The following is an 18,877-nucleotide window of genomic DNA, read 5'->3' as shown; positions in this document are numbered from 1 at the left end:
GACGGTCAGGGCTTGGCGGCCCCCAGCGTAGACGGATTTCCACCCAAGCAGCCCGGTTCATGGCCCCGTGGACGTTCCTTCGGCGGGCGTACACCGGCAGAGCCTTGACAACTCCCTTGGCCACACAAGAGATTGACGCGCGTAGAGTCCGTGCAACTCCACCCCACACCCTCCTGGAGTCAGACGATGCCACCCCGTATATCCCGCTCGCCCCGCAGATCTACCGCCGTCGCCGCCGTGCTCGCCACCGCGCTGGCGGGCGGCCTGATCACCGTCTCGACCACGTCGTCCGCCTCGGCCGCGGAGATCCGCGTGCACGACGTCCAGGGCGGCTCCCGGCTCTCCCCGCTCGCCGGTGAGCAGGTGAAGGACGTGCCGGGCACGGTGACGGGGGTGCGTGCTTACGGGGCGCGCGGCTTCTGGATCCAGGACACCGCGCCCGACGACGACCCGGCGACGAGCGAGGGCGTCTTCGTCCACACCGGCTCGACGACCCCGACGGTCAAGCCGGGTGACGTGGTCCGGGTCTCGGGCACCGTCACCGAGTACGTGCCGGGCGGCGCCGACTCCGGCAACCAGTCGGTCACGCAGATCACCAAGCCGACGGTGACCGTGGAGTCCTCGGGCGGCGCGGTGCCGAAGCCGCGGCGGATCGACGCCGACGCCGTGCCGTCCGCGTACACGCCGAAGGGCGACCCGGCGGACGGCGGCAGCATCAACAAGCTGGCGCTCGACCCGGAGGCGTACGCCCTGGACTTCTACGAGTCCCTGGAGGGCATGAACGTCTCGGTCGGCTCCTCGCGGGTGGTCGGCGCGACCGACCGCTACCACGAGCTGTGGATCACGGTGAAACCGGACGAGAACCGCAGCAAGCGCGGCGGCACGGTCTACGGCTCGTACGCGGCGCAGAACACCGGGCGGCTGCAGATCCAGTCGCTGACGCCGGTCGCGGAGAAGCCGTTCCCCAAGGCGGATGTCGGGGATGTGCTGTCCGGTACGACCGAAGGGCCCCTGGACTTCAACCAGTTCGGCGGGTACACGCTGACGGCCCGCACGCTCGGCGAGGTCACCGGCAAGGGCCTGGCTCGCGAGAAGACCCGCGGGCAGGGGGCGGACGAGCTGGCGGTCGCCACGTACAACGTGGAGAACCTGGACCCGAAGGACCCGCAGGAGAAGTTCGACGCGCTCGCGCAGGCCGTCGTCACCAACCTGGCGAGCCCGGACGTGCTTGCCCTGGAGGAGATCCAGGACGACAACGGCCCGACGGACGACGGCACGGTGTCCGCCGAGGAGACGCTGAAGAAGTTCACGGCGGCGATCGCGAAGGCGGGCGGCCCGGCGTACGAGTGGCGCTCGATCGACCCGGAGGACAAGAAGGACGGCGGTGAGCCGGGCGGCAACATCCGGCAGGTGTTCCTCTTCAACCCGGAGCGGGTGGCGTTCAAGGACCGGCCGGGCGGCGACGCGACGACCGGTACGGACGTGGTGCGCAGCCGGGGCCGTGCGGCGCTGACCCACTCCCCCGGCCGGATCGACCCGACGGACGCGGCGTGGGAGAACAGCCGCAAGCCGCTGGCGGGCGAGTTCGTCTTCCGTGGCCGTACGGTGTTCGTGATCGCCAACCACTTCGGTTCGAAGGGCGGCGACGAGTCCCTGGTCTCGCACCACCAGCCGCCGAACCGTGTCTCGGAGAAGCAGCGGCACGCGCAGGCCGCGTCGGTCAACGCGTTCGTGAAGAAGGTCCTGAAGGCGCAGAAGAGCGCGGACGTCGTGGTGCTCGGTGACATCAACGACTTCGAGTTCTCGGCCACGACCGAGACCCTCACGGACGGCGGCGCGCTGAAGGCGGCCGTCAAGTCCCTTCCGCGCGCGGAGCGATACTCGTACGTCTACCAGGGCAACTCTCAGGTTCTCGACCAGATCCTGACGAGCCCGGGGGTCGGGCGGTTCGCGTACGACAGCGTGCACATCAACGCCGAGTTCGCGCGGCAGAACAGCGACCACGATCCGCAGGTGCTGCGGTTCCGGCCGTGAGGCGCGAGTGACGCGGGCGTGGGCGGAGTGACGCGGGAGTGGGCGGAGTGACGCGGGGTGCGCCGGGCCGGACCGGCGCACCCGTCCCGCACACACGCCCCGGTCACCCGCTGCTGAAGCTCACGGCCGGCAGGTACCGCTTGACGCCGCCGCCCTCCGCGAGGCCCGGGTGGTGCTGCACCCGGTGCCAGGCCTCGGTGGCCGAGCCGACACCGTCGCCGGGCGCGGCGAGGGCCTCGATGTGCGCCTGCTCGCTCTCCCACTCCGCGTAGTTCATGACCCGGGTGCCGTCGAGGCTGGTGTGGAAGGACCCGGAGATGCCTCCCGGGTGCGGTTCGTCGCTGTCGAGCGCCTCGAAGACGAGGTCGACCCACTCGCGCTGCCGCTGCGGATCGGGCCCGACGAACGGCACGTCGACGATGACGATGCAGCCGGGCACGCGCGCGTGGTCGGCCCGGTCGTTCAGTGAACGCCCTCGGTACAGCTCGTACTTGGTGAGCCCGAGCCGCTCGATGCCGGGGACGGCGGCGTCGATCTCGGCGTTCCGAGCATCCCTCCCGTTGCGCGCGGCGGCGGAGAACTCCTCGTAGGCGTCGAGGTCGCGCCACTGCGAGTAGTGCAGCAGCGTGGAGCCGTCGGTTCCGGTGTAGACGCTGTACGAGAGCAGCCCCTCGTGCGGCCACTCCCGGCTCTCCCAGGCCTCGGTGATCGCCTCGACGGCCGCCTTCTGCCGCTCGGGCGTGCCGACGGCCCAGGTACTGGAGAGAACGATGCCGACCCCGCCCCTGCGCGGGTCGGGCAGGACGCTGCGCTGCACGGACATGGTGACCTCCCTGTGGATACGGGCACGGCCCCGGGCGGCGCCGTGATCACCATGCTCGAACGTGAACTCCACTTGAGGTCAAGCCCGTTCGGCCCCTCCTTCGAACCAGCTAGCGCCGCTTCCCGGCACGCCCCCGCCGTTCGGCCGGGGACGCCCGGGCACCCCGGTGCGCGGCGCCAACTCCCTTCGTACAAGCGGATGTTCAGCCCTGTCACCCTGGGTGTAGCACCGCTTACCCGTACCCTGAAGCAGAATTAAGTGGAATCCGTGCCACCTCATACCGAGACTGCACGCATGACCTCAGCCTCGCCCCTCGGCCGCGCCCTCTGCGCGATGATCACGCCCTTCGACGCTTCCGGCGCCCTCGACCCGGACGGCGCTGGGCGGCTGGCCGTGCGGCTCGTCGACGAGGGCTGCGACGGCCTCGTCCTGTCCGGCACCACCGGCGAGTCCCCGACGACCAGCGACGCCGAGAAGGCCGAGCTGATCCGCGCGGTCCGGGAGGCCGTCGGCGACCGGGCCTCGGTGGTGGCCGGAGTCGGCAGCGCGGACACCGCACACGCCAGGGAGCTGGCCCGGCAGGCCGAACAGGCGGGCGCCGACGGCCTGTTGCTGCTCACGCCGTACTACAGCAAGCCCCCGCAGGACGCGATCGAGGAGCACTTCCGTACGGTCGCGGACACCACGGGCCTCCCGGTGCTGCTCTACGACATCCCGCACCGCACCGGCACCCGCATCGAGCCGGAGACGATGCTGCGCCTGGCCGAGCACCCGCGGATCGTCGGCGTGAAGGACTGCGCGTACGACCTGCTCGGCACGCAGAAGGTCCTGGCGCGCACGGAGTTGGCGTACTACACGGGCTGCGAGGAGTTCATCCTGCCGCTGTACGCGGTCGGCGGCGCCGGGTACATCAGCACGGTGGCGAACGTCGTACCCGCGGAGCTGCGCGCGATCCTGGACGCGTTCGACGCGGGTGACACGGCGGGCGCCACGCTGCTGCAGCGGCTCGCGCTGCCGCTGATGGAGCTGATGATGGCGGACGGCCTGCCCGGCACGGTCACGGCGAAGGCCCTGCTCGGCGCCATGGGGTTGCCCGCGGGTCCGGTACGAGCGCCGCTGCGGGCGGCGGACGAGGGGCGAACGGCTCGGCTGGTGACGGCGTACGAGGCGCTGGTACAGCAAGGCCGTCCAGCGCTGGTGAGTAATTCCAGCCCGTCTGGGGGCACCTCCCGGCCGAAGGCTGGGGGAGCTTGAGGACGAGCCCGAAGGGCGACTTACGGCCACCGAGCCAACGGCACCCGCAAGTCGCCCTCAAGAACTAGTCGTTGGAGTGCAGAACCTCGTTCAGCCCGCCCCACACCGCATTGTTCGGCCGAGCCTCGACCGCACCGGTCGTGGAGTTGCGGCGGAACAGGATGTTCGAGGCGCCGGACAGCTCACGCGCCTTCACGATCTGGCCGTCGGGCATCGTCACCCGCGTACCCGCCGTGACGTAGAGCCCGGCCTCGACCACGCACTCGTCGCCGAGCGCGATGCCGATGCCCGCCTCGGCGCCGATCAGGCAGCGCTGACCGATGGAGATGCGCTCCTTGCCGCCGCCGGAGAGGGTGCCCATGGTGGACGCGCCGCCGCCGATGTCCGAGCCGTCACCGATGACGACGCCCGCGGAGATGCGGCCCTCGACCATCGACGTGCCGAGCGTGCCGGCGTTGAAGTTGACGAAGCCCTCGTGCATGACGGTGGTGCCCTCGGCGAGGTGCGCGCCGAGGCGGACGCGGTCGGCGTCGGCGATGCGCACGCCCTTGGGCGCGACGTAGTCCGTCATACGCGGGAACTTGTCGACCGACGTGACGGCGAGGTGCAGGCCCTCGGCGCGGGCGTTGAGGCGGACCTTCTCCAGGTCGTCGACGGCGACCGGGCCGAGCGAGGTCCAGGCGTTGTTGGAGAGCAGCCCGAAGACGCCGTCCAGGTTCTGGCCGTGCGGCTGGACCAGGCGGTGCGAGAGCAGGTGCAGGCGCAGGTACGCGTCGTGCGCGTCGAGCGGCTTGTCGTCCAGGGAGGCGATGACCGTACGGACGGCGACGGTCTCGACGCCGCGGCGGGCGTCCTTGCCGATGGCCTGGGCGGCGCCCTCGCCGAGCAGTTCGACGGCGCGCTCGGCGGTGAGCTTCTCGGTTCCGGCCGGGCCCGGCTCGGCGGTGAGCTCGGGGGCCGGGAACCAGGTGTCGAGAACGGTGCCGTCGGCGGTGATGGTGGCGAGGCCGGCGGCGACGGCGCCGGTGGTGCGGGAAGTCGTGTCGGTCATGACAGGAAACCTAACCGGCGCGGCCCCGCCGAGGCGAACCGGTCTCACCGTCCGGTCGCGGCCCCACTCCCTCTGCCCCCTCGATGACCCGCGCGAGCATCTCCCGCGCGTACTCCTCGTCGTACGCGCCGCCCGTGAGCAGCACCTGCAGACAGATGCCGTCGAGCATGGCGGCGGTCGCGCGGGCCGTGACCGGGTCGGTGCGGCGGGCGATCAGGGCGCCGACCTCCTCGCACCACTCGGCGGCGACGGGCCGGAGCGCGGGGCGGCGCAGCGCCGCGAGGTAGAGCTCGTACTCCAACTCGACCCCGGTGCGGTCGCCGTCGAGCCACTCGCCGGTGAGCCGGGCCAGTTCGGCGGCGAGGTCGGCGCCCGGGTCGGCGAGGGCGCCGCCGTGTTCCCGTACGACCTTCGCGAAGCCCTCGTTGGTCTGCCGCAGCGCGGCCACCATCAGGTCGTCGAGGGTCTTGAAGTGGTACGTGGTCGAGCCGAGCGGAACGTCGGCCTCGGCGGCGACGGTGCGGTGGCTGAGGCCGGCGATGCCCTTGGCGCCGACGACCCGGATCGCGGCGTCGATGATCCGCTGGCGCCGCTCGGGGTCGTACCTGCGCGCGGCCATCAGTGCGCCCCGCCCAGATTGAGCAGCACGACACCGCCGATCACCAGGGCGATCCCGGCGACCTTGGCGAGGCTCGTGGACTCGCCGAGGAAGAGCATGCCGATGACGGCGACGGCGGCCGTGCCGACCCCGGCCCAGATCGCGTACGCGGTGCCGACCTGCATGGTCTTCAGCGTCTGCGCGAGCAGGGAGAAGGCGAGCAGATAGCCGGCGACCGTGGCGAGCGAGGGCCACAGCCGCGTGAACCCCTCGCTGTACTTCATGGCCGTCGTCCCGGCCACCTCCGCCGCGATGGCCGCGGCCAGCAGTCCGTATCCCATGTGTACTAGCGTACATAACGTTGTGTACGTGCGTACACAGAACGGTCGCTCCTTCCTGCCGGAGCGGGACCGGCTAACGTGTCCCGGTCCAAGGGGGACGAATCACGGGAGCGAGACGCATGTCGATGGACCAGGGGCGGGGCGGGGCCGAGCAGCCGGACGAGGCGGCCGGTTCCGGAGGAACGGAACAGCCACCGCAGGACGCACCACCGCCACAGCAGCAGCCACCGCAGGACGCACCACGGCCACAGGTACCGCCTCAGCAGTCAGCACCACCGCCGCCGCCGTACGGGGCGTACGGACAGCACCCGCAGCATCCGCAGTACCCGCAGTACCCGCAGTACGGCCCGGGACCGTATCCGCCGCCCGGGCCCGGCCCGTTCGCCTGGGGCCCGCCGCCCGCGCCGAAGCCCGGCGTGATTCCGCTGCGTCCGCTGCAGCTCGGCGACGTCCTGGGCGGCACGTTCGCGACGGTCGGCCGCTGCTGGCGCGCCCTGTTCGGGATATCCCTGATCGCGTACGGCGGCGCGCTGATCGCCGTCGTCCTCGCCCTCGGCCTGGCGTACGTGTTCGTCGGCGACCACTTCCGCGCCTTCATCGACACCCCGGAGTACGGCGAGCCGCTCTGGTCCGACACCTTGCCGGTGATCGTCGCGGGCATCTCGGTCTGGGTGTTCGCGCTGATCGCGATGCTCGTCGCGTCCGCGATGGTCTCCGCGGTCTGCCCGGCGGCGTTGCAGGACGCGGTGCTCGGTCGGCCGTCGGCCTTCGGCACGGTCTGGCGCCGCACCATGGCGCGCGTTCCGGCCGTCATCGGCACCGGCCTGCTCACCGCGCTGATCGTGGCGATCCCGTTCCTGCTGTTCCTCGGCGTCGGCCTGGTCGTCACCGTCTTCTCGTACACCGAGCAAAGCAACCCCGGGCCGGTCCTCGCGCTGTGGTTCCTCGGGCTGATCGCGCTGCTGCCGCTGGTCATGTGGCTGTGGGTGCGCTTCTCCCTTGCCCCCGCGGTCGCTGTCTTCGAGTCGGCGGGACCGGTCACGGCGCTGCGCCGCTCGACCCGTCTGGTGCGGGGCTCCTGGTGGCGGATCTTCGGCATCTCGCTGCTGGTCTCTCTGATGGCGGGCGTCGCCGGGTACTTCATCCAGATCCCGTTCAACATGATCGGGATGTTCTCGGCGATACCGACCGCCGGCGCCATGGGCCCGGACCCCGAACCCGCCGAAGTCTTCGCCACCATGGGCGTGTTCATGTTCTTCATCATGATCGGCGCCCTGGTCAGCCAGCTGGTCACGGCCCTGTTCCCGCAGCTCGCCGTCAGCCTCCTCTACGTCGACCAGCGCATCCGCAAGGAGAGCCTGGACGTCACCCTCGCCCAGGCGGCGGGCGTCCCGCTGACACCGGCACCCGCTGCGGCCCCGGCCCCGGCTCCGTACCCGGGCTGAGCGCACGCGACCGCACGCACGGAAAGGCCCCCGGAGAGCGAACTCTCCGGGGGCCTCTTCGTACGACGCGGGGAGGCTCAGACGTTGAACCCGAGCGCGCGCAGCTGCTCGCGGCCGTCGTCCGTGATCTTGTCCGGGCCCCACGGCGGCATCCAGACCCAGTTGATGCGCAGCTCGTTGACCAGGCCCTCGGTGGCCGACTTCGCCTGGTCCTCGATCACGTCGGTCAGCGGGCAGGCCGCCGACGTCAGGGTCATGTCGATCGTCGCGATGTTCGCGTCGTCGACGTGAACGCCGTAGATCAGGCCCAGGTTGACGACGTCGATGCCCAGCTCGGGGTCGACGACGTCCATCAGCGCCTCGCGGACCTCCTCCTCGGAGGCCGGCTTCATCGTGGCCGTCTCGTTGTCACTCATGCGGTCTTCCTCGCTGTGGTCTCGCGGTCCTCGCCGAATGCCTGGGCGGTCGCGTCCTTCCACGCCATCCAGCTCAGCAGAGCGCACTTCACCCGTGCCGGGTACTTGGAGACTCCGGCGAACGCGACCGCGTCCTCCAGGGTCTCCTCCATCGCGTCGTCCGGCTCGATCCTGCCCTTGGACTGCATCAGCTCCAGGAAGACCTCCTGGATCCGCTGCGCCTCGGCCAGTTCCTTGCCGACGAGCAGTTCGTTCAGCACGGACGCGCTGGCCTGGCTGATCGAGCAGCCCTGTCCCTCGTACGAGACGTCCGCGATGCGCTCGCCGTCGTACTTCACCCGGAGCGTGATCTCGTCACCGCACGTCGGGTTGACGTGGTGCACCTCGGCGTCGCCGTCGCGCAGACCGCGTCCGTGCGGGTGCTTGTAGTGATCCAGGATCACGTCCTGGTACATGGAGTCCAGCTTCACCAGTCAGCCCTGTCCTCAGCCACCGTGCTCATCTGTCAATCAACCGAAAAAGTTCCGTACGTGCTCCAGGCCCTCGACCAAGGCGTCCACCTCGGCCGGAGTGGAGTACAGATAGAACGACGCTCGCGTGGTCGCAGGAATTCCGTACCGCAGGCAGACCGGGCGCGCGCAGTGGTGGCCCACGCGGACCGCGATGCCCTGCTCGTCGAGGACCTGGCCCACGTCGTGCGGGTGGATGTCGCCGAGCGTGAAGGAGATCGCGGCGCCGCGGTCCTCGGCCGTGGTGGGGCCGATGATCCGGAGGTCCGGGACTTCCTGGAGGCGCTTGACGGCGTACTCCGTGATCGCGTGCTCATGCTGCGCGATCTTGTCCATGCCGATCGAGGTGAGGTAGTCCACGGCCGCCCCGAGGCCGATGGCCTGCGAGATCGGCGGGGTGCCCGCCTCGAACTTGTGCGGCGCGGGTGCGTACGTCGACGAGTGCATCGAGACGGTCTCGATCATCTCTCCGCCGCCGAGGAACGGGGGCAGGTCCTCCAGGAGTTCCTGCCGTCCCCACAGCACGCCGATGCCGGTCGGGCCGCACATCTTGTGGCCGGTGAAGGCGACGAAGTCGGCCTGCAGCGCCTGCACGTCGAGCGGCATGTGCGGCGCGGCCTGGGAGGCGTCGATGCAGACCAGCGCGCCGACCTCCTGGGCGCGGCGCACGATCGCCTCGACCGGGTTGACGGTGCCCATGATGTTGGAGACCAGCGTGAAGGAGACGATCTTCGTCTTCTCGTTGATGATCTCGTCGATGTTGGACAGGTCGAGGCGGCCGTCGTCGGTGAGGCCGAACCACTTCAGCTTCGCGCCCGTGCGCTGCGCGAGCAGCTGCCAGGGAACGATGTTGGAGTGGTGCTCCATCTCCGTGATGACGATCTCGGTGTCGCTGTCCACGCGGTAGGGCTCGTCGGCCCAGCCGAGCATGTTCGCCACGAGGTTGAGCGACTCCGAGGCGTTCTTCGTGAAGATCACCTCGTTGCGGCTCGGCGCGTTGATGAACTCGGCGACCTTGTCACGAGCGCCTTCGTACAGCGCCGTGGCCTCCTCGGCGAGGACGTGCACGCCGCGGTGGACGTTGGCGTTGTGCTGCTCGTAGTACTCGGTGAGCACGTCGAGCACCTGGCGCGGCGTCTGGGAGGTCGCCGCGTTGTCCAGGTAGACGAGCTTCTTGCCGTCGTGGAGCACCCGATCCAGGATCGGGAAGTCCTTGCGGAGCGCCTCGGTGTCGAGGAGGCCCGGCAGCTGTGTCACGCGGATACGCCACCCTTCGTGTACTTCTCGTAGCCCTCGGCCTCGAGCGTGTCGGCCAGCTCGGGGCCGCCGGACTCGACGATCTTGCCCGCCGAGAAGACGTGCACGAAGTCAGGCTTCACGTAGCGCAGGATGCGCGTGTAGTGCGTGATCAGCAGGGTGCCGACCTCACCGGTCTCACGGACGCGGTTGACGCCGTCCGAGACCTGGCGCAGGGCGTCGACGTCGAGGCCGGAGTCGGTCTCGTCGAGGATCGCGATCTTCGGCTTGAGGAGCTCCATCTGCAGGATCTCGTGGCGCTTCTTCTCACCGCCGGAGAAGCCCTCGTTCACGTTGCGCTCGGCGAAGGCCGGGTCCATCTGGAGCTGCTCCATCGCACCCTTGACCTCCTTCACCCAGGTACGCAGCTTGGGGGCCTCGCCGCGGATCGCCGTGGCCGACGTACGCAGGAAGTTGGAGACCGAGACGCCGGGGACCTCGACCGGGTACTGCATGGCGAGGAACATGCCGGCGCGGGCACGCTCGTCGACGGACATCTCCAGGACGTCCTCGCCGTCGAGGGTGACGGTGCCGCTGGTGATCGTGTACTTGGGGTGACCGGCGATGGAGTACGCGAGCGTGGACTTGCCGGAGCCGTTCGGGCCCATGATGGCGTGGGTCTCGCCCTGCTTCACGGTCAGGTCGACACCCTTGAGGATTTCCTTGGTGCCATTGTCGACCTCGACGGAAACGTGCAGGTCGCGGATTTCAAGCGTTGCCATGTGCCTCAGGACTCCTGGGTGACGGAGACGAGCACATCGTCCCCTTCGATCTGTACGGGGTATACGGGGACGGGGCGCGTCGCGGGAAGCCCGGACGGCTTGCCGGTGCGGAGGTCGAAGCTGGAACCGTGCAGCCAGCACTCGATCATGCAGTCTTCGACTTCGCCCTCCGAGAGGGAGACGTTCGCGTGCGAGCAGATGTCGTTGATCGCGTACACCTCGCCCTCGGTCTTGACTACGGACACCGGCGTGCCGTCGAGTTCCACCCGCTTCGGGGTGTCCTCCTCCAGCTCGCTCAGCGCACAGGCTTTGACGAAGGTCATCAGGCCGACTCCGCCAGCTCGGTCTCGATCTTCGCGAGAAGGCGCTCCTCGATGTCGTCGACACCGATCTGCTGGACCAGCTCGGCGAAGAAGCCGCGCACCACCAGGCGGCGGGCCTCGTCGGCCGGAATGCCGCGGGACTGCAGGTAGAAGAGCTGCTCGTCGTCGAAGCGGCCGGTCGCCGAGGCGTGGCCGGCGCCGACGATCTCGCCGGTCTCGATCTCCAGGTTCGGCACGGAGTCGACCCGGGCGCCGTCGGTCAGAACCAGGTTGCGGTTCATCTCGTACGTGTCGGTGCCCTCGGCGGCGGCCTCGATGAGGACGTCACCGATCCACACGGCGTGCGCCTCTTCACCCTGCAGCGCGCCCTTGTACGTGACGTTGGACTTGCAGTGCGGGACGTTGTGGTCGACCAGGAGGCGGTGCTCCTGGTGCTGCCCCGCGTCGGTGAAGTACAGGCCGAGCAGCTCGGCCTCGCCGCCGGGGCCCGCGTAGTTGACGCGCGGGTGGATGCGGACGACGTCGCCGCCGAAGGTCACGACGACCGACCTGAAGGTGGCGTCGCGGCCGACGAGGGCGTTGTGCTGCGAGACGTGGACGGCAGTGTCGTCCCAGTCCTGCACGGAGACCACGGTGACCTTGGCGCCGTCGCCGACGAGGAAGTCGACGTTGGCGGCGCGGACGGCGTCACCGGTGTGGTCGATGACGATGACAGCCTCGGCGAAGGCGCCGATGTCGAAGACGGTGTGCCCGAAGGTGGTGCCGCCCTCGCCGTGCAGCGTGACGCGCACGGGCTGGTCGAGCACCTGCTCCTTGGGGACCGAGACGACGGTGGCCTTCTCGAAGGAGGAGAACGCCTGCGCGGCGACGCGGTCGACGGGCGTGCCCGCCTTGCCGATGCGCGCGTCGTCCCGGCCGACCGACTCGACGGTGACGCCCTCGGGCGCGTCGATCTCGGCCTTCAGGGCGCCGTCGGCCTTCGCGGTGCCGTCGTGCAGGCCCCTGAGGCGGTCGAGCGGCGTGAAGCGCCACTCCTCCTCGCGGCCGTGCGGGACCGGGAAGTCGGCCACGTCGAACGACGGGGGCGCGCTCATGCGCGTCGCGACGGTGGACTCGGCGGCCACTGCGACCGAGCCGGCGGTGGTGGAACCCACCGGAAGATTCTGAGCCTCAGCCATGGCTGTCGTAGTGCTCACTTTCTTGGATCAAGACGTGTAGCTGCTTCGGATCGAGGGTCGATCGGCGAACGATCGAGGAGCGGGAGCCGGGCCGGTTGAGCACCGCCCGGCCCCCGCGGCCGGTGCTTAACCGACCGCGCCCTCCATCTGCAGCTCGATCAGCCGGTTCAGCTCCAGGGCGTACTCCATCGGCAGCTCCTTGGCGATCGGCTCGACGAAGCCGCGCACGATCATCGCCATGGCCTCGAACTCGGTCATGCCGCGGCTCATCAGGTAGAAGAGCTGGTCCTCGGAGACCTTGGAGACGGTGGCCTCGTGGCCCATGGAGACGTCGTCCTCGCGGACGTCCACGTACGGGTACGTGTCCGAGCGCGAGATGGTGTCGACGAGCAGGGCGTCACAGAGGACGTTGGACTTGGAGCCCGGGGCGCCCTCGCCGATCTCGACCAGACCGCGGTACGACGTACGACCGCCGCCGCGGGCCACCGACTTGGAGACGATGTTGGACGAGGTGTTCGGCGCCATGTGGACCATCTTGGAGCCGGCGTCCTGGTGCTGGCCCTCGCCCGCGAAGGCGATGGACAGGGTCTCGCCCTTGGCGTGCTCGCCCATCAGGTAGACGGCCGGGTACTTCATGGTGACCTTGGAGCCGATGTTGCCGTCGATCCACTCCATGGTCGCGCCCTCGTACGCCACGGCGCGCTTGGTGACCAGGTTGTAGACGTTGTTCGACCAGTTCTGGATGGTCGTGTAGCGGCAGCGGGCGCCCTTCTTCACGATGATCTCGACGACCGCGGAGTGCAGCGAGTCCGACTGGTAGATCGGCGCGGTGCAGCCCTCGACGTAGTGGACGTAGGCGTCCTCGTCGACGATGATCAGCGTCCGCTCGAACTGGCCCATGTTCTCGGTGTTGATCCGGAAGTAGGCCTGGAGCGGGATCTCCACGTGCACGCCCTTCGGCACGTAGATGAAGGAACCGCCGGACCAGACGGCCGTGTTCAGCGACGCGAACTTGTTGTCGCCGACGGGGATGACGGTGCCGAAGTACTCCTTGAAGAGCTCCTCGTGCTCCTTCAGGGCGGTGTCGGTGTCGACGAAGATGACGCCCTGCTCCTCCAGGTCCTCACGGATCTGGTGGTAGACGACCTCCGACTCGTACTGCGCGGCGACACCGGCGACGAGGCGCTGCTTCTCGGCCTCCGGGATGCCGAGCTTGTCGTACGTGTTCTTGATGTCCTCGGGCAGGTCCTCCCAGGAGGTGGCCTGCTTCTCCGTGGACCGCACGAAGTACTTGATGTTGTCGAAGTCGATGCCGGAGAGGTCGGAGCCCCAGTTCGGCATGGGCTTCTTGTCGAACAGGCGCAGGCCCTTGAGGCGGAGCTTGGTCATCCACTCCGGCTCGTTCTTCTTCGACGAGATGTCGCGGACGACGTTCTCGTTGATGCCGCGCTTGGCAGAGGCACCGGCGGCGTCGGAGTCGGCCCAGCCGTATTCGTACTTGCCCAGGCCCTCGAGCTCAGGGTGGGCAGTCTCCTCGATGGGGAGCGTCATGCGGGGTTCCTCCCGGCCGTGCTTGCAGATGCTGTGGTGGTCTTCGGTTCTTGCTGTGGCGAGACGGTCTCGACGCGGGGGATGAAGGTGGTGCACACCCCGTCCCCGTGGGCGATGGTGGCCAGTCGCTGCACATGGGTGCCGAGCAGATGGCTGAAGAGTTCCGTCTCCGCCTCGCACAGCTGCGGGAACTGTTCGGCCACATGGGCGACCGGGCAGTGGTGCTGACACAGCTGCTCGCCGACCGGTGCGCTACGCGCCGTAGCAGCGTACCCGTCGGCCGTGAGTGCCCTGGCCAGGGTCTCCGCGCGCTGTTCGGGGGCCACGGCGGCCAGCTGCTCGCGGTATTTCTCCGCGGTGGCGGCCAGCCGGGCGCGCGCGAAGGCGGCGACCGCGGCGTCCCCGAGTTCCCCGCCGCCGGCCGACTGGGAGATCCAGTGCAGCGCCTCGGCGGCGAGCTTGTCGTAGGACTGGTCGAAGGCGTCCCGACCGCAGTCGGTCAGGGCGAACACCTTGGCCGGGCGGCCTCGGGTGCGCGCGCCGTAGACCCGCTGTTCACGGGGTGCCACTACGTCGTCGGCGACCAGGGCGTCGAGGTGCCTGCGCACTGCGGCCTGGGTGAGGCCGAGCCTGCCTGCGAGCTCGGCCACGGTGGACGGTCCGTGGTCCAGGATGGAGCGCGCGACGCGGTTGCGCGTACTGCGCTCACCGGTCGCGAGTTCCTCCTGCGGAGCCTCGCCAACGTTTTTCACAACGCCATTGTTGCGTAATTCCTCTGGCCCCGTAAAGCCGCGTCCGAACCCCCCGCCGGTGGCCTCGATCACTAAGGTTCACCTAATTTCTGTGTGTTTCCACGGGCCCCGGCGGTCTGCGCGGCCTGTCCGTGGTGGGAAGCCACCAGGCCCCGTACCGGCCACCCGGGGGCGCTCTCTAGACTTCCCGGCATGCATGAAGAGCCCGTCGCAGGCGGCGTCCTCCAGGTACGCGGCCTGGTGAAGCGGTACGGACCGAAGACCGCGGTGGACGGCCTCGACCTCACGGCCCACGCCGGCGTCACCGCCGTGCTCGGCCCCAACGGCGCCGGCAAGACCACCACGATCGAGACCTGCGAGGGCTACCGCAGGCCGGACGCGGGCCAGGTCCGCGTCCTCGGCCTCGACCCGGTCAGGCAGGCCGGAGCGCTGCGCCCGCGGATCGGCGTGATGCTGCAGTCCGGCGGCGTCTACTCCGGTGCCCGGGCCGACGAGATGCTGCGCCACATGGCGAAGCTGCACGCCCAGCCGCTGGACGTGGACGCCCTGATCGAGCGTCTCGGCCTCGGCTCCTGCGGCCGTACGACCTACCGGAGGCTCTCCGGCGGACAGCAGCAGCGGCTCGCCCTCGCGATGGCCGTGGTGGGCCGGCCCGAGCTCGTCTTCCTCGACGAGCCGACCGCGGGCCTCGACCCGCAGGCCCGCCGCTCCACCTGGGACCTGGTCCGCGAGCTGCGCGCCGACGGCGTCTCCGTGGTCCTCACCACGCACTACATGGACGAGGCGGAGCAGCTCGCGGACGACGTCGCGATCGTCGACGCGGGCCGGGTCGTCGCCCAGGGCAGCCCCGAGCAGCTCTGCAAGGGCGGCGCCGAGAACACCCTGCGCTTCACCGGCCGCCCCGGGCTCGACGTGGCCTCGCTCCTGAAGGCCCTGCCGACGGACAGCGCGGCGGCCGAGCTCACCCCGGGCTCGTACCGCGTCACCGGCACCGTCGGCCCGCAGCTGCTCGCCACTGTCACCTCCTGGTGCGCCCAGCACGGCGTGATGCCGGAGAGGATCTCGGTGGAGCGGCACACCCTTGAAGACGTCTTCCTGGAGATGACCGGTAAGGAGCTGCGCGGATGAGCGCCGGTACTTATATCCCGAAGCCCGGGGCCGCCCCGGTCGGGCGGATGATCGCGGCGCAGGCGGCCCTGGAGACGAAGATGCTGCTGCGCAACGGCGAGCAGCTGCTCCTCACGGTGGTCATCCCCTCGCTGCTCCTGGTCCTCTTCTCGACAGTCGACATCGTCGATACCGGCGACGGCAGGGCCGTGGACTTCCTCGCCCCGGGTGTCCTCGCGCTCGCCGTGATGTCGACGGCCTTCACGGGCCAGGCGATCGCGACCGGCTTCGAGCGGCGGTACGGCGTGCTCAAGCGGCTCGGCGCCTCGCCGCTGCCGCGCTGGGCCCTGATGACCGCGAAGACGCTGTCGGTCCTGGTCACCGAGGTGCTGCAGATCGCGCTGCTCACGGCGATCGCCCTCGCGCTCGGCTGGTCCCCGCACGGCGACCCGCTCTCCGTGGTGCTGCTCCTGGTCCTCGGTACGGCGGCCTTCTCCGGGCTCGGCCTGCTGATGGCCGGCACCCTCAAGGCCGAGGCCACCCTTGCCGCCGCGAACCTGGTGTTCCTGCTGCTGCTCGTCGGCGGCGGCGTGGTCGTGCCGCTCGACAAGTTCCCGGAGGCGGCCCAGTCCGTGCTCGGCCTGCTGCCCATCTCGGCGCTCTCGGACGGACTTCGGGACGTACTGCAGAACGGCGCCGCGCTGCCCTGGGGCGCGCTCGGCATCCTCGCGGTGTGGGCGGTCCTCGGCCTGGGGGCTGCGGCCCGGTTCTTCCGCTGGGAGTAGACCGTCCGCTTTCGCTCCCCCTCGTGAACCGATGCACAAGGCCCCCTCTACGATGGTGCGCGTGCCGAAGTTGACCCGAGCCGAACTGGCTCAAGCCGCGCGCAATCCGCTCGCCTTCATCGCCGAGCGCTGGACTCCCGAAACCCGGACGGTCCGGCTCGCGGCGCTCACCGCCCTCGTCATGAGCTGCGTGATCGTGGTCACCGGCGGCGCCGTCCGGCTGACCGGCTCCGGCCTCGGCTGCCCGACCTGGCCGAAGTGCACCGCCGACTCCCTCACCGCGACCAGCGAGATGGGCGTCCACGGCGTCATCGAGTTCGGCAACCGCATGCTCACGTACGTGCTGTGCGCGGCGGTCGGCTGGGCGATCATCGCGGCCCGCTCGCAGAAGCCGCGCCGCCGCAGCCTGACCCGGCTCGGCTGGACCCAGTTCTGGATCGTGATGGGCAACGCCGTCCTCGGCGGCATCGTCGTCCTGGTGGGCCTCAACCCGTACACCGTGGCCGCGCACTTCCTGCTCTCCACGGCGCTGATCACGGTCGCCACGCTGATGTGGGTGCGCACCGGCGAGGGCGAGGGGGACGCCGCGCCGCGTCCGCTGGTCGGCAAGGCCGTGCGGCAGCTGGTGTGGTGTCTGGTCGTCGCGTCCGGCCTTCTGGTCGCGATCGGCACGGTGGTCACCGGCTCGGGTCCGCACGCCGGTGACTCCAGCGACGTACCCCGGATGGACATCGGCGCCATCGGCCTCGACTGGGAGGGCGTCTCCAAGCTGCACGCGGTCCTCGCCTGGGTCGTGGTCTCGCTGACCTTCGCGCTGTGGTTCGTGCTCAAGGCGGTCGACGCCCCGCGCGGCCCGCTGGCCCGCACCCGCGACCTGTTCCTGATCCTGCTCGCCCAGGGCGTGATCGGTTACGTGCAGTACTTCACGGAGCTGCCCGAGGTCCTGGTCGGCGCCCACATGCTGGGCTCGTGCCTGGTGTGGATCGCGGTGGTACGAGTCCTGTTGGCCCTGCACGAACGCCCCCGCGTCGAACCGGGCGTCCCGTCCCAGCCGGACCCGGAACTCTCGACGGTCTGACCCCAGGGGGCTCCGCCCCCGGACCCCGCTCCTCAATCTCCCCCAGCTACCGCTGGGAGGTGCCCCCAGAGGGGCTCAACCAAGCCCGTACACCCTGCGCGCATTCCCCGACGCGATCAACCCCGCGACGCGATCCGCATCCGCCCGCGACCAAGCCCCCTCGGCCACCCACCCCCCGAGCACCCGCCCCAGCGCCTCCCGGAACAGCTGCGCCCCGACCACATGCAGCTCCGGCAGGCCGTGCGCGCCGCTGGAGAACAACAGCTTGCCGAACGGGGCGAGTTCGAGAATCTCCGCGAGCAGCGTCGCCGCCCGCGCCCCGGTCCGTACGAGCGCGGGGCCGAGGTCCGCGTAGACGTGCGGGAACACCCCGGCGAGGTGCGCGGCCTGACGGTGGTACGGGTAGCCGTGGAGCAGCACCAGATCCGTGCCGAGCCCGGCCGTGGCCCGCGCGAACTCCCCCACGTACCGCTGCGGATCCCCCGTACCCGCGTGCAGTTGGAGCGGGAGCCCGGAGGCCACGGCGATCCAGACGAGGTGCCGCAGAAGTACGGGATGGGTGAGGCGGTCGCCCACGCGGCGCCCGGCGAGCCAGCGGTCGGCGGCGCCGCGCACCTCCCCGGCGTCCGGCGGCTGCGGCGCGAGGGCGAGGCCGTGCGCACCCCCGACGGAGGCGAAGGCGACGGCGCCCGCGGCGGCTCCGTGGACGCACTCGGCGAGGTTGGCGAGGAAGGTCTCGACGGTGCCGGAGGTGTCGGCGACCTGCTCGGCGAGGAGTTCGAGGCGGACGATCTCGTGGGCCTCGGCGGCGCCCGCGGCGGCCAGTTCGGGCGGGCCTGTCAGATCCCCGGGCAGCCCGGTGTCGACGAGATACGTGCCGATGCCGGTGGCCCGGAGCAGCCGGCGGCCCGCCTCGATCACGCCGAGCTCGCGGCGCCTGGCCAGATAGCGGGCGGGCGGGCAGTGCGGTTCGAGGCCGAGCAGCGGCGGGCACCAGCGGCGCACCGCGAACCCGGTCTGGGTGTCGAAGAAGGTGGTGCCGGGGGCGGGCGGTCCCTCGCCCCGGCCGAGGTGGGCCTCGAAGGTGCCGAGGCCCAGCTCCGTACGCAGCACCCCGTGGCAGCACTGGTCGACCAGGGGCGGTGTCTCGATCATCCGGGCTCCCGTGCGTGGACCGTGGGCGGGACTGCTGTCCGTCTACGGTCCTAACGGGTGAACCCGGTCTCAGGTGTTGCTCGGGCCCCCGACCTGCAGGCCCGCCATGCGCGACCACTCGTACCGACCGGTGACGACCTTGGCCGCGAACTCGCCGTCGAAGTCCTCGTGGACGGTGAGCCCGGACTTCTCGACGGCCCTGCGCGCGACGGCGTCGGTGCGCGCGACGAGGTCGCCCCAGCCGCCGTCCTCACCGACGAGGACGATGCGGGAGCCGCGCTCCCCGATGTACGCGACCTGCGCCTCGGCGCCGCCGTGCGCCTTCGCGAAGGCGGTGATCTCCTTGGCGAGCTTCGCCGCCTGCCGCTCCGCGCGCGCGTCCGCGGGCTTCTCTTCGACCTTGGTGTCTGCCATACCGCAAGGCTACTTGTGGGTTTTCAGCGGCGGCAATGACCCCTG

The 18,877-nt window shown here is 70.3% G+C and carries 20 protein-coding genes; 6 read left to right on the top strand and 14 right to left on the bottom strand.

Annotated elements, in window-relative coordinates; genetic code table 11:
- The first annotated feature begins 186 nt into the window (after positions 1–186).
- On the top strand, positions 187–2,034 hold the full coding sequence (locus tag RCO28_RS04310; protein WP_308939538.1) for an endonuclease/exonuclease/phosphatase family protein: 1,848 nt from the start codon (positions 187–189) through the stop codon (positions 2,032–2,034).
- Between the two features lie 103 nt (positions 2,035–2,137).
- Here the strand turns inward: RCO28_RS04310 and RCO28_RS04305 are convergent, their stop codons facing one another.
- Positions 2,138–2,857 (bottom strand): antibiotic biosynthesis monooxygenase, encoded by a 720-nt coding sequence (locus RCO28_RS04305; RefSeq protein ID WP_308939537.1) that lies wholly within the window; start codon positions 2,855–2,857, stop codon positions 2,138–2,140.
- A gap of 294 nt (positions 2,858–3,151) precedes the next feature.
- Here RCO28_RS04305 and dapA point away from each other — a divergent pair, with 294 nt between their 5' ends.
- Positions 3,152–4,111 carry a 4-hydroxy-tetrahydrodipicolinate synthase gene (dapA, locus tag RCO28_RS04300; RefSeq protein ID WP_308939536.1) on the top strand — a complete coding sequence of 320 codons (960 nt, stop codon included), beginning with the start codon at positions 3,152–3,154 and terminating at the stop codon, positions 4,109–4,111.
- Between the two features lie 64 nt (positions 4,112–4,175).
- On the opposite strand, the gene dapD is transcribed toward dapA, so the two are convergent.
- From dapD to RCO28_RS04285, 3 genes are read right to left on the bottom strand one after another with little or no spacing between them, the layout of a single operon-like run.
- Positions 4,176–5,162, bottom strand: coding sequence for a 2,3,4,5-tetrahydropyridine-2,6-dicarboxylate N-succinyltransferase (gene dapD, locus RCO28_RS04295; protein WP_308939535.1), 987 nt, complete (start codon positions 5,160–5,162; stop codon positions 4,176–4,178).
- 10 nt (positions 5,163–5,172) lie between these two features.
- Complete coding sequence (locus RCO28_RS04290) at positions 5,173–5,781, bottom strand: TetR family transcriptional regulator (RefSeq protein WP_308939534.1); 609 nt, start codon at positions 5,779–5,781, stop codon at positions 5,173–5,175.
- Positions 5,781–6,101, bottom strand: a complete 321-nt coding sequence (locus RCO28_RS04285; protein ID WP_308939533.1) for a multidrug efflux SMR transporter — start codon at positions 6,099–6,101, stop codon at positions 5,781–5,783. The genes RCO28_RS04290 and RCO28_RS04285 overlap by 1 nt, the downstream gene beginning before the upstream one ends.
- Positions 6,102–6,220: 119 nt before the next feature.
- Between RCO28_RS04285 and RCO28_RS04280 the strand changes: the two genes are divergently transcribed.
- The gene (locus tag RCO28_RS04280; protein ID WP_308939532.1) at positions 6,221–7,546 is read left to right on the top strand and encodes a hypothetical protein; all 1,326 of its coding nucleotides are present in this window, start codon (positions 6,221–6,223) and stop codon (positions 7,544–7,546) included.
- A gap of 77 nt (positions 7,547–7,623) precedes the next feature.
- Here RCO28_RS04280 and RCO28_RS04275 read toward each other — a convergent pair whose 3' ends face one another.
- The 8 genes from RCO28_RS04275 to RCO28_RS04240 all read right to left on the bottom strand — a co-directional run bounded on the left by RCO28_RS04275 (position 7,624) and on the right by RCO28_RS04240 (position 14,293).
- On the bottom strand, positions 7,624–7,962 hold the full coding sequence (locus RCO28_RS04275; protein WP_308939531.1) for a metal-sulfur cluster assembly factor: 339 nt from the start codon (positions 7,960–7,962) through the stop codon (positions 7,624–7,626).
- On the bottom strand, positions 7,959–8,432 hold the full coding sequence (gene sufU, locus RCO28_RS04270; RefSeq protein WP_308939530.1) for a Fe-S cluster assembly sulfur transfer protein SufU: 474 nt from the start codon (positions 8,430–8,432) through the stop codon (positions 7,959–7,961). Before sufU ends, RCO28_RS04275 begins: the two co-directional genes overlap by 4 nt.
- 39 nt (positions 8,433–8,471) lie before the next feature.
- The gene (locus RCO28_RS04265; RefSeq protein ID WP_308939529.1) at positions 8,472–9,728 is read right to left on the bottom strand and encodes a cysteine desulfurase; all 1,257 of its coding nucleotides are present in this window, start codon (positions 9,726–9,728) and stop codon (positions 8,472–8,474) included.
- Positions 9,725–10,489 (bottom strand): Fe-S cluster assembly ATPase SufC, encoded by a 765-nt coding sequence (gene sufC / locus RCO28_RS04260; RefSeq protein ID WP_308939528.1) that lies wholly within the window; start codon positions 10,487–10,489, stop codon positions 9,725–9,727. The genes RCO28_RS04265 and sufC overlap by 4 nt, the downstream gene beginning before the upstream one ends.
- Before the next feature lie 5 nt (positions 10,490–10,494).
- Positions 10,495–10,812, bottom strand: coding sequence for a bifunctional 3-phenylpropionate/cinnamic acid dioxygenase ferredoxin subunit (locus RCO28_RS04255; RefSeq protein WP_308939527.1), 318 nt, complete (start codon positions 10,810–10,812; stop codon positions 10,495–10,497).
- Positions 10,812–11,990: a Fe-S cluster assembly protein SufD gene (gene sufD, locus RCO28_RS04250; RefSeq protein WP_308939526.1), complete on the bottom strand. Its 1,179-nt coding sequence runs from the start codon at positions 11,988–11,990 to the stop codon at positions 10,812–10,814. The genes RCO28_RS04255 and sufD overlap by 1 nt, the downstream gene beginning before the upstream one ends.
- Positions 11,991–12,116: 126 nt before the next feature.
- Positions 12,117–13,541 (bottom strand): Fe-S cluster assembly protein SufB, encoded by a 1,425-nt coding sequence (sufB, locus tag RCO28_RS04245; protein WP_308939525.1) that lies wholly within the window; start codon positions 13,539–13,541, stop codon positions 12,117–12,119.
- On the bottom strand, positions 13,538–14,293 hold the full coding sequence (locus RCO28_RS04240; RefSeq protein ID WP_308939524.1) for an ArsR family transcriptional regulator: 756 nt from the start codon (positions 14,291–14,293) through the stop codon (positions 13,538–13,540). Before RCO28_RS04240 ends, sufB begins: the two co-directional genes overlap by 4 nt.
- A 192-nt stretch (positions 14,294–14,485) precedes the next feature.
- Here RCO28_RS04240 and RCO28_RS04235 point away from each other — a divergent pair, with 192 nt between their 5' ends.
- Genes RCO28_RS04235 through RCO28_RS04225 form a run of 3 tightly spaced genes read left to right on the top strand, consistent with a single transcriptional unit; the run spans position 14,486 to position 17,263 of the window.
- Positions 14,486–15,421 (top strand): ABC transporter ATP-binding protein, encoded by a 936-nt coding sequence (locus RCO28_RS04235; RefSeq protein WP_308939523.1) that lies wholly within the window; start codon positions 14,486–14,488, stop codon positions 15,419–15,421.
- Complete coding sequence (locus RCO28_RS04230; RefSeq protein WP_308939522.1) at positions 15,418–16,185, top strand: ABC transporter permease; 768 nt, start codon at positions 15,418–15,420, stop codon at positions 16,183–16,185. Before RCO28_RS04235 ends, RCO28_RS04230 begins: the two co-directional genes overlap by 4 nt.
- Before the next feature lie 31 nt (positions 16,186–16,216).
- Entirely contained in the window at positions 16,217–17,263 is a 1,047-nt protein-coding gene (locus RCO28_RS04225) for a COX15/CtaA family protein (protein ID WP_308939521.1), read from the top strand.
- 75 nt (positions 17,264–17,338) lie between these two features.
- On the opposite strand, the gene RCO28_RS04220 is transcribed toward RCO28_RS04225, so the two are convergent.
- Positions 17,339–18,418: an amidohydrolase family protein gene (locus RCO28_RS04220; protein ID WP_308939520.1), complete on the bottom strand. Its 1,080-nt coding sequence runs from the start codon at positions 18,416–18,418 to the stop codon at positions 17,339–17,341.
- Positions 18,419–18,487: 69 nt separating this feature from the next.
- Positions 18,488–18,832 carry a hypothetical protein gene (locus RCO28_RS04215; protein ID WP_308939519.1) on the bottom strand — a complete coding sequence of 115 codons (345 nt, stop codon included), beginning with the start codon at positions 18,830–18,832 and terminating at the stop codon, positions 18,488–18,490.
- Positions 18,833–18,877 lie beyond the last annotated feature (45 nt).

It is taken from the genome of Streptomyces sp. LHD-70, assembly GCF_031157275.1.
Classification (GTDB): domain Bacteria; phylum Actinomycetota; class Actinomycetes; order Streptomycetales; family Streptomycetaceae; genus Streptomyces.
The sequence above is the reverse complement of the archived record's forward strand: the minus strand, read 5'-3'. Positions and strand labels throughout refer to the sequence as shown.

Bases quoted from the DNA above. Each gene is read 5' to 3' on its own strand.
- RCO28_RS04310 (WP_308939538.1), top strand. From the start codon at position 187: ATGCCACCCCGTATATCCCGCTCGCCCCGCAGATCTACCGCCGTCGCC.
- RCO28_RS04230 (WP_308939522.1), top strand. From the start codon at position 15,418: ATGAGCGCCGGTACTTATATCCCGAAGCCCGGGGCCGCCCCGGTCGGG.
- RCO28_RS04285 (WP_308939533.1), bottom strand. From the start codon at position 6,101: ATGGGATACGGACTGCTGGCCGCGGCCATCGCGGCGGAGGTGGCCGGG.
- RCO28_RS04215 (WP_308939519.1), bottom strand. From the start codon at position 18,832: ATGGCAGACACCAAGGTCGAAGAGAAGCCCGCGGACGCGCGCGCGGAG.
- RCO28_RS04255 (WP_308939527.1), bottom strand. From the start codon at position 10,812: ATGACCTTCGTCAAAGCCTGTGCGCTGAGCGAGCTGGAGGAGGACACC.
- RCO28_RS04235 (WP_308939523.1), top strand. From the start codon at position 14,486: ATGCATGAAGAGCCCGTCGCAGGCGGCGTCCTCCAGGTACGCGGCCTG.
- RCO28_RS04275 (WP_308939531.1), bottom strand. From the start codon at position 7,962: ATGAGTGACAACGAGACGGCCACGATGAAGCCGGCCTCCGAGGAGGAG.
- dapA (WP_308939536.1), top strand. From the start codon at position 3,152: ATGACCTCAGCCTCGCCCCTCGGCCGCGCCCTCTGCGCGATGATCACG.
- RCO28_RS04290 (WP_308939534.1), bottom strand. From the start codon at position 5,781: ATGGCCGCGCGCAGGTACGACCCCGAGCGGCGCCAGCGGATCATCGAC.
- RCO28_RS04305 (WP_308939537.1), bottom strand. From the start codon at position 2,857: ATGTCCGTGCAGCGCAGCGTCCTGCCCGACCCGCGCAGGGGCGGGGTC.
- RCO28_RS04280 (WP_308939532.1), top strand. From the start codon at position 6,221: ATGTCGATGGACCAGGGGCGGGGCGGGGCCGAGCAGCCGGACGAGGCG.
- dapD (WP_308939535.1), bottom strand. From the start codon at position 5,162: ATGACCGACACGACTTCCCGCACCACCGGCGCCGTCGCCGCCGGCCTC.
- sufB (WP_308939525.1), bottom strand. From the start codon at position 13,541: ATGACGCTCCCCATCGAGGAGACTGCCCACCCTGAGCTCGAGGGCCTG.
- RCO28_RS04220 (WP_308939520.1), bottom strand. From the start codon at position 18,418: ATGATCGAGACACCGCCCCTGGTCGACCAGTGCTGCCACGGGGTGCTG.
- sufC (WP_308939528.1), bottom strand. From the start codon at position 10,489: ATGGCAACGCTTGAAATCCGCGACCTGCACGTTTCCGTCGAGGTCGAC.
- RCO28_RS04225 (WP_308939521.1), top strand. From the start codon at position 16,217: ATGCACAAGGCCCCCTCTACGATGGTGCGCGTGCCGAAGTTGACCCGA.
- sufD (WP_308939526.1), bottom strand. From the start codon at position 11,990: ATGGCTGAGGCTCAGAATCTTCCGGTGGGTTCCACCACCGCCGGCTCG.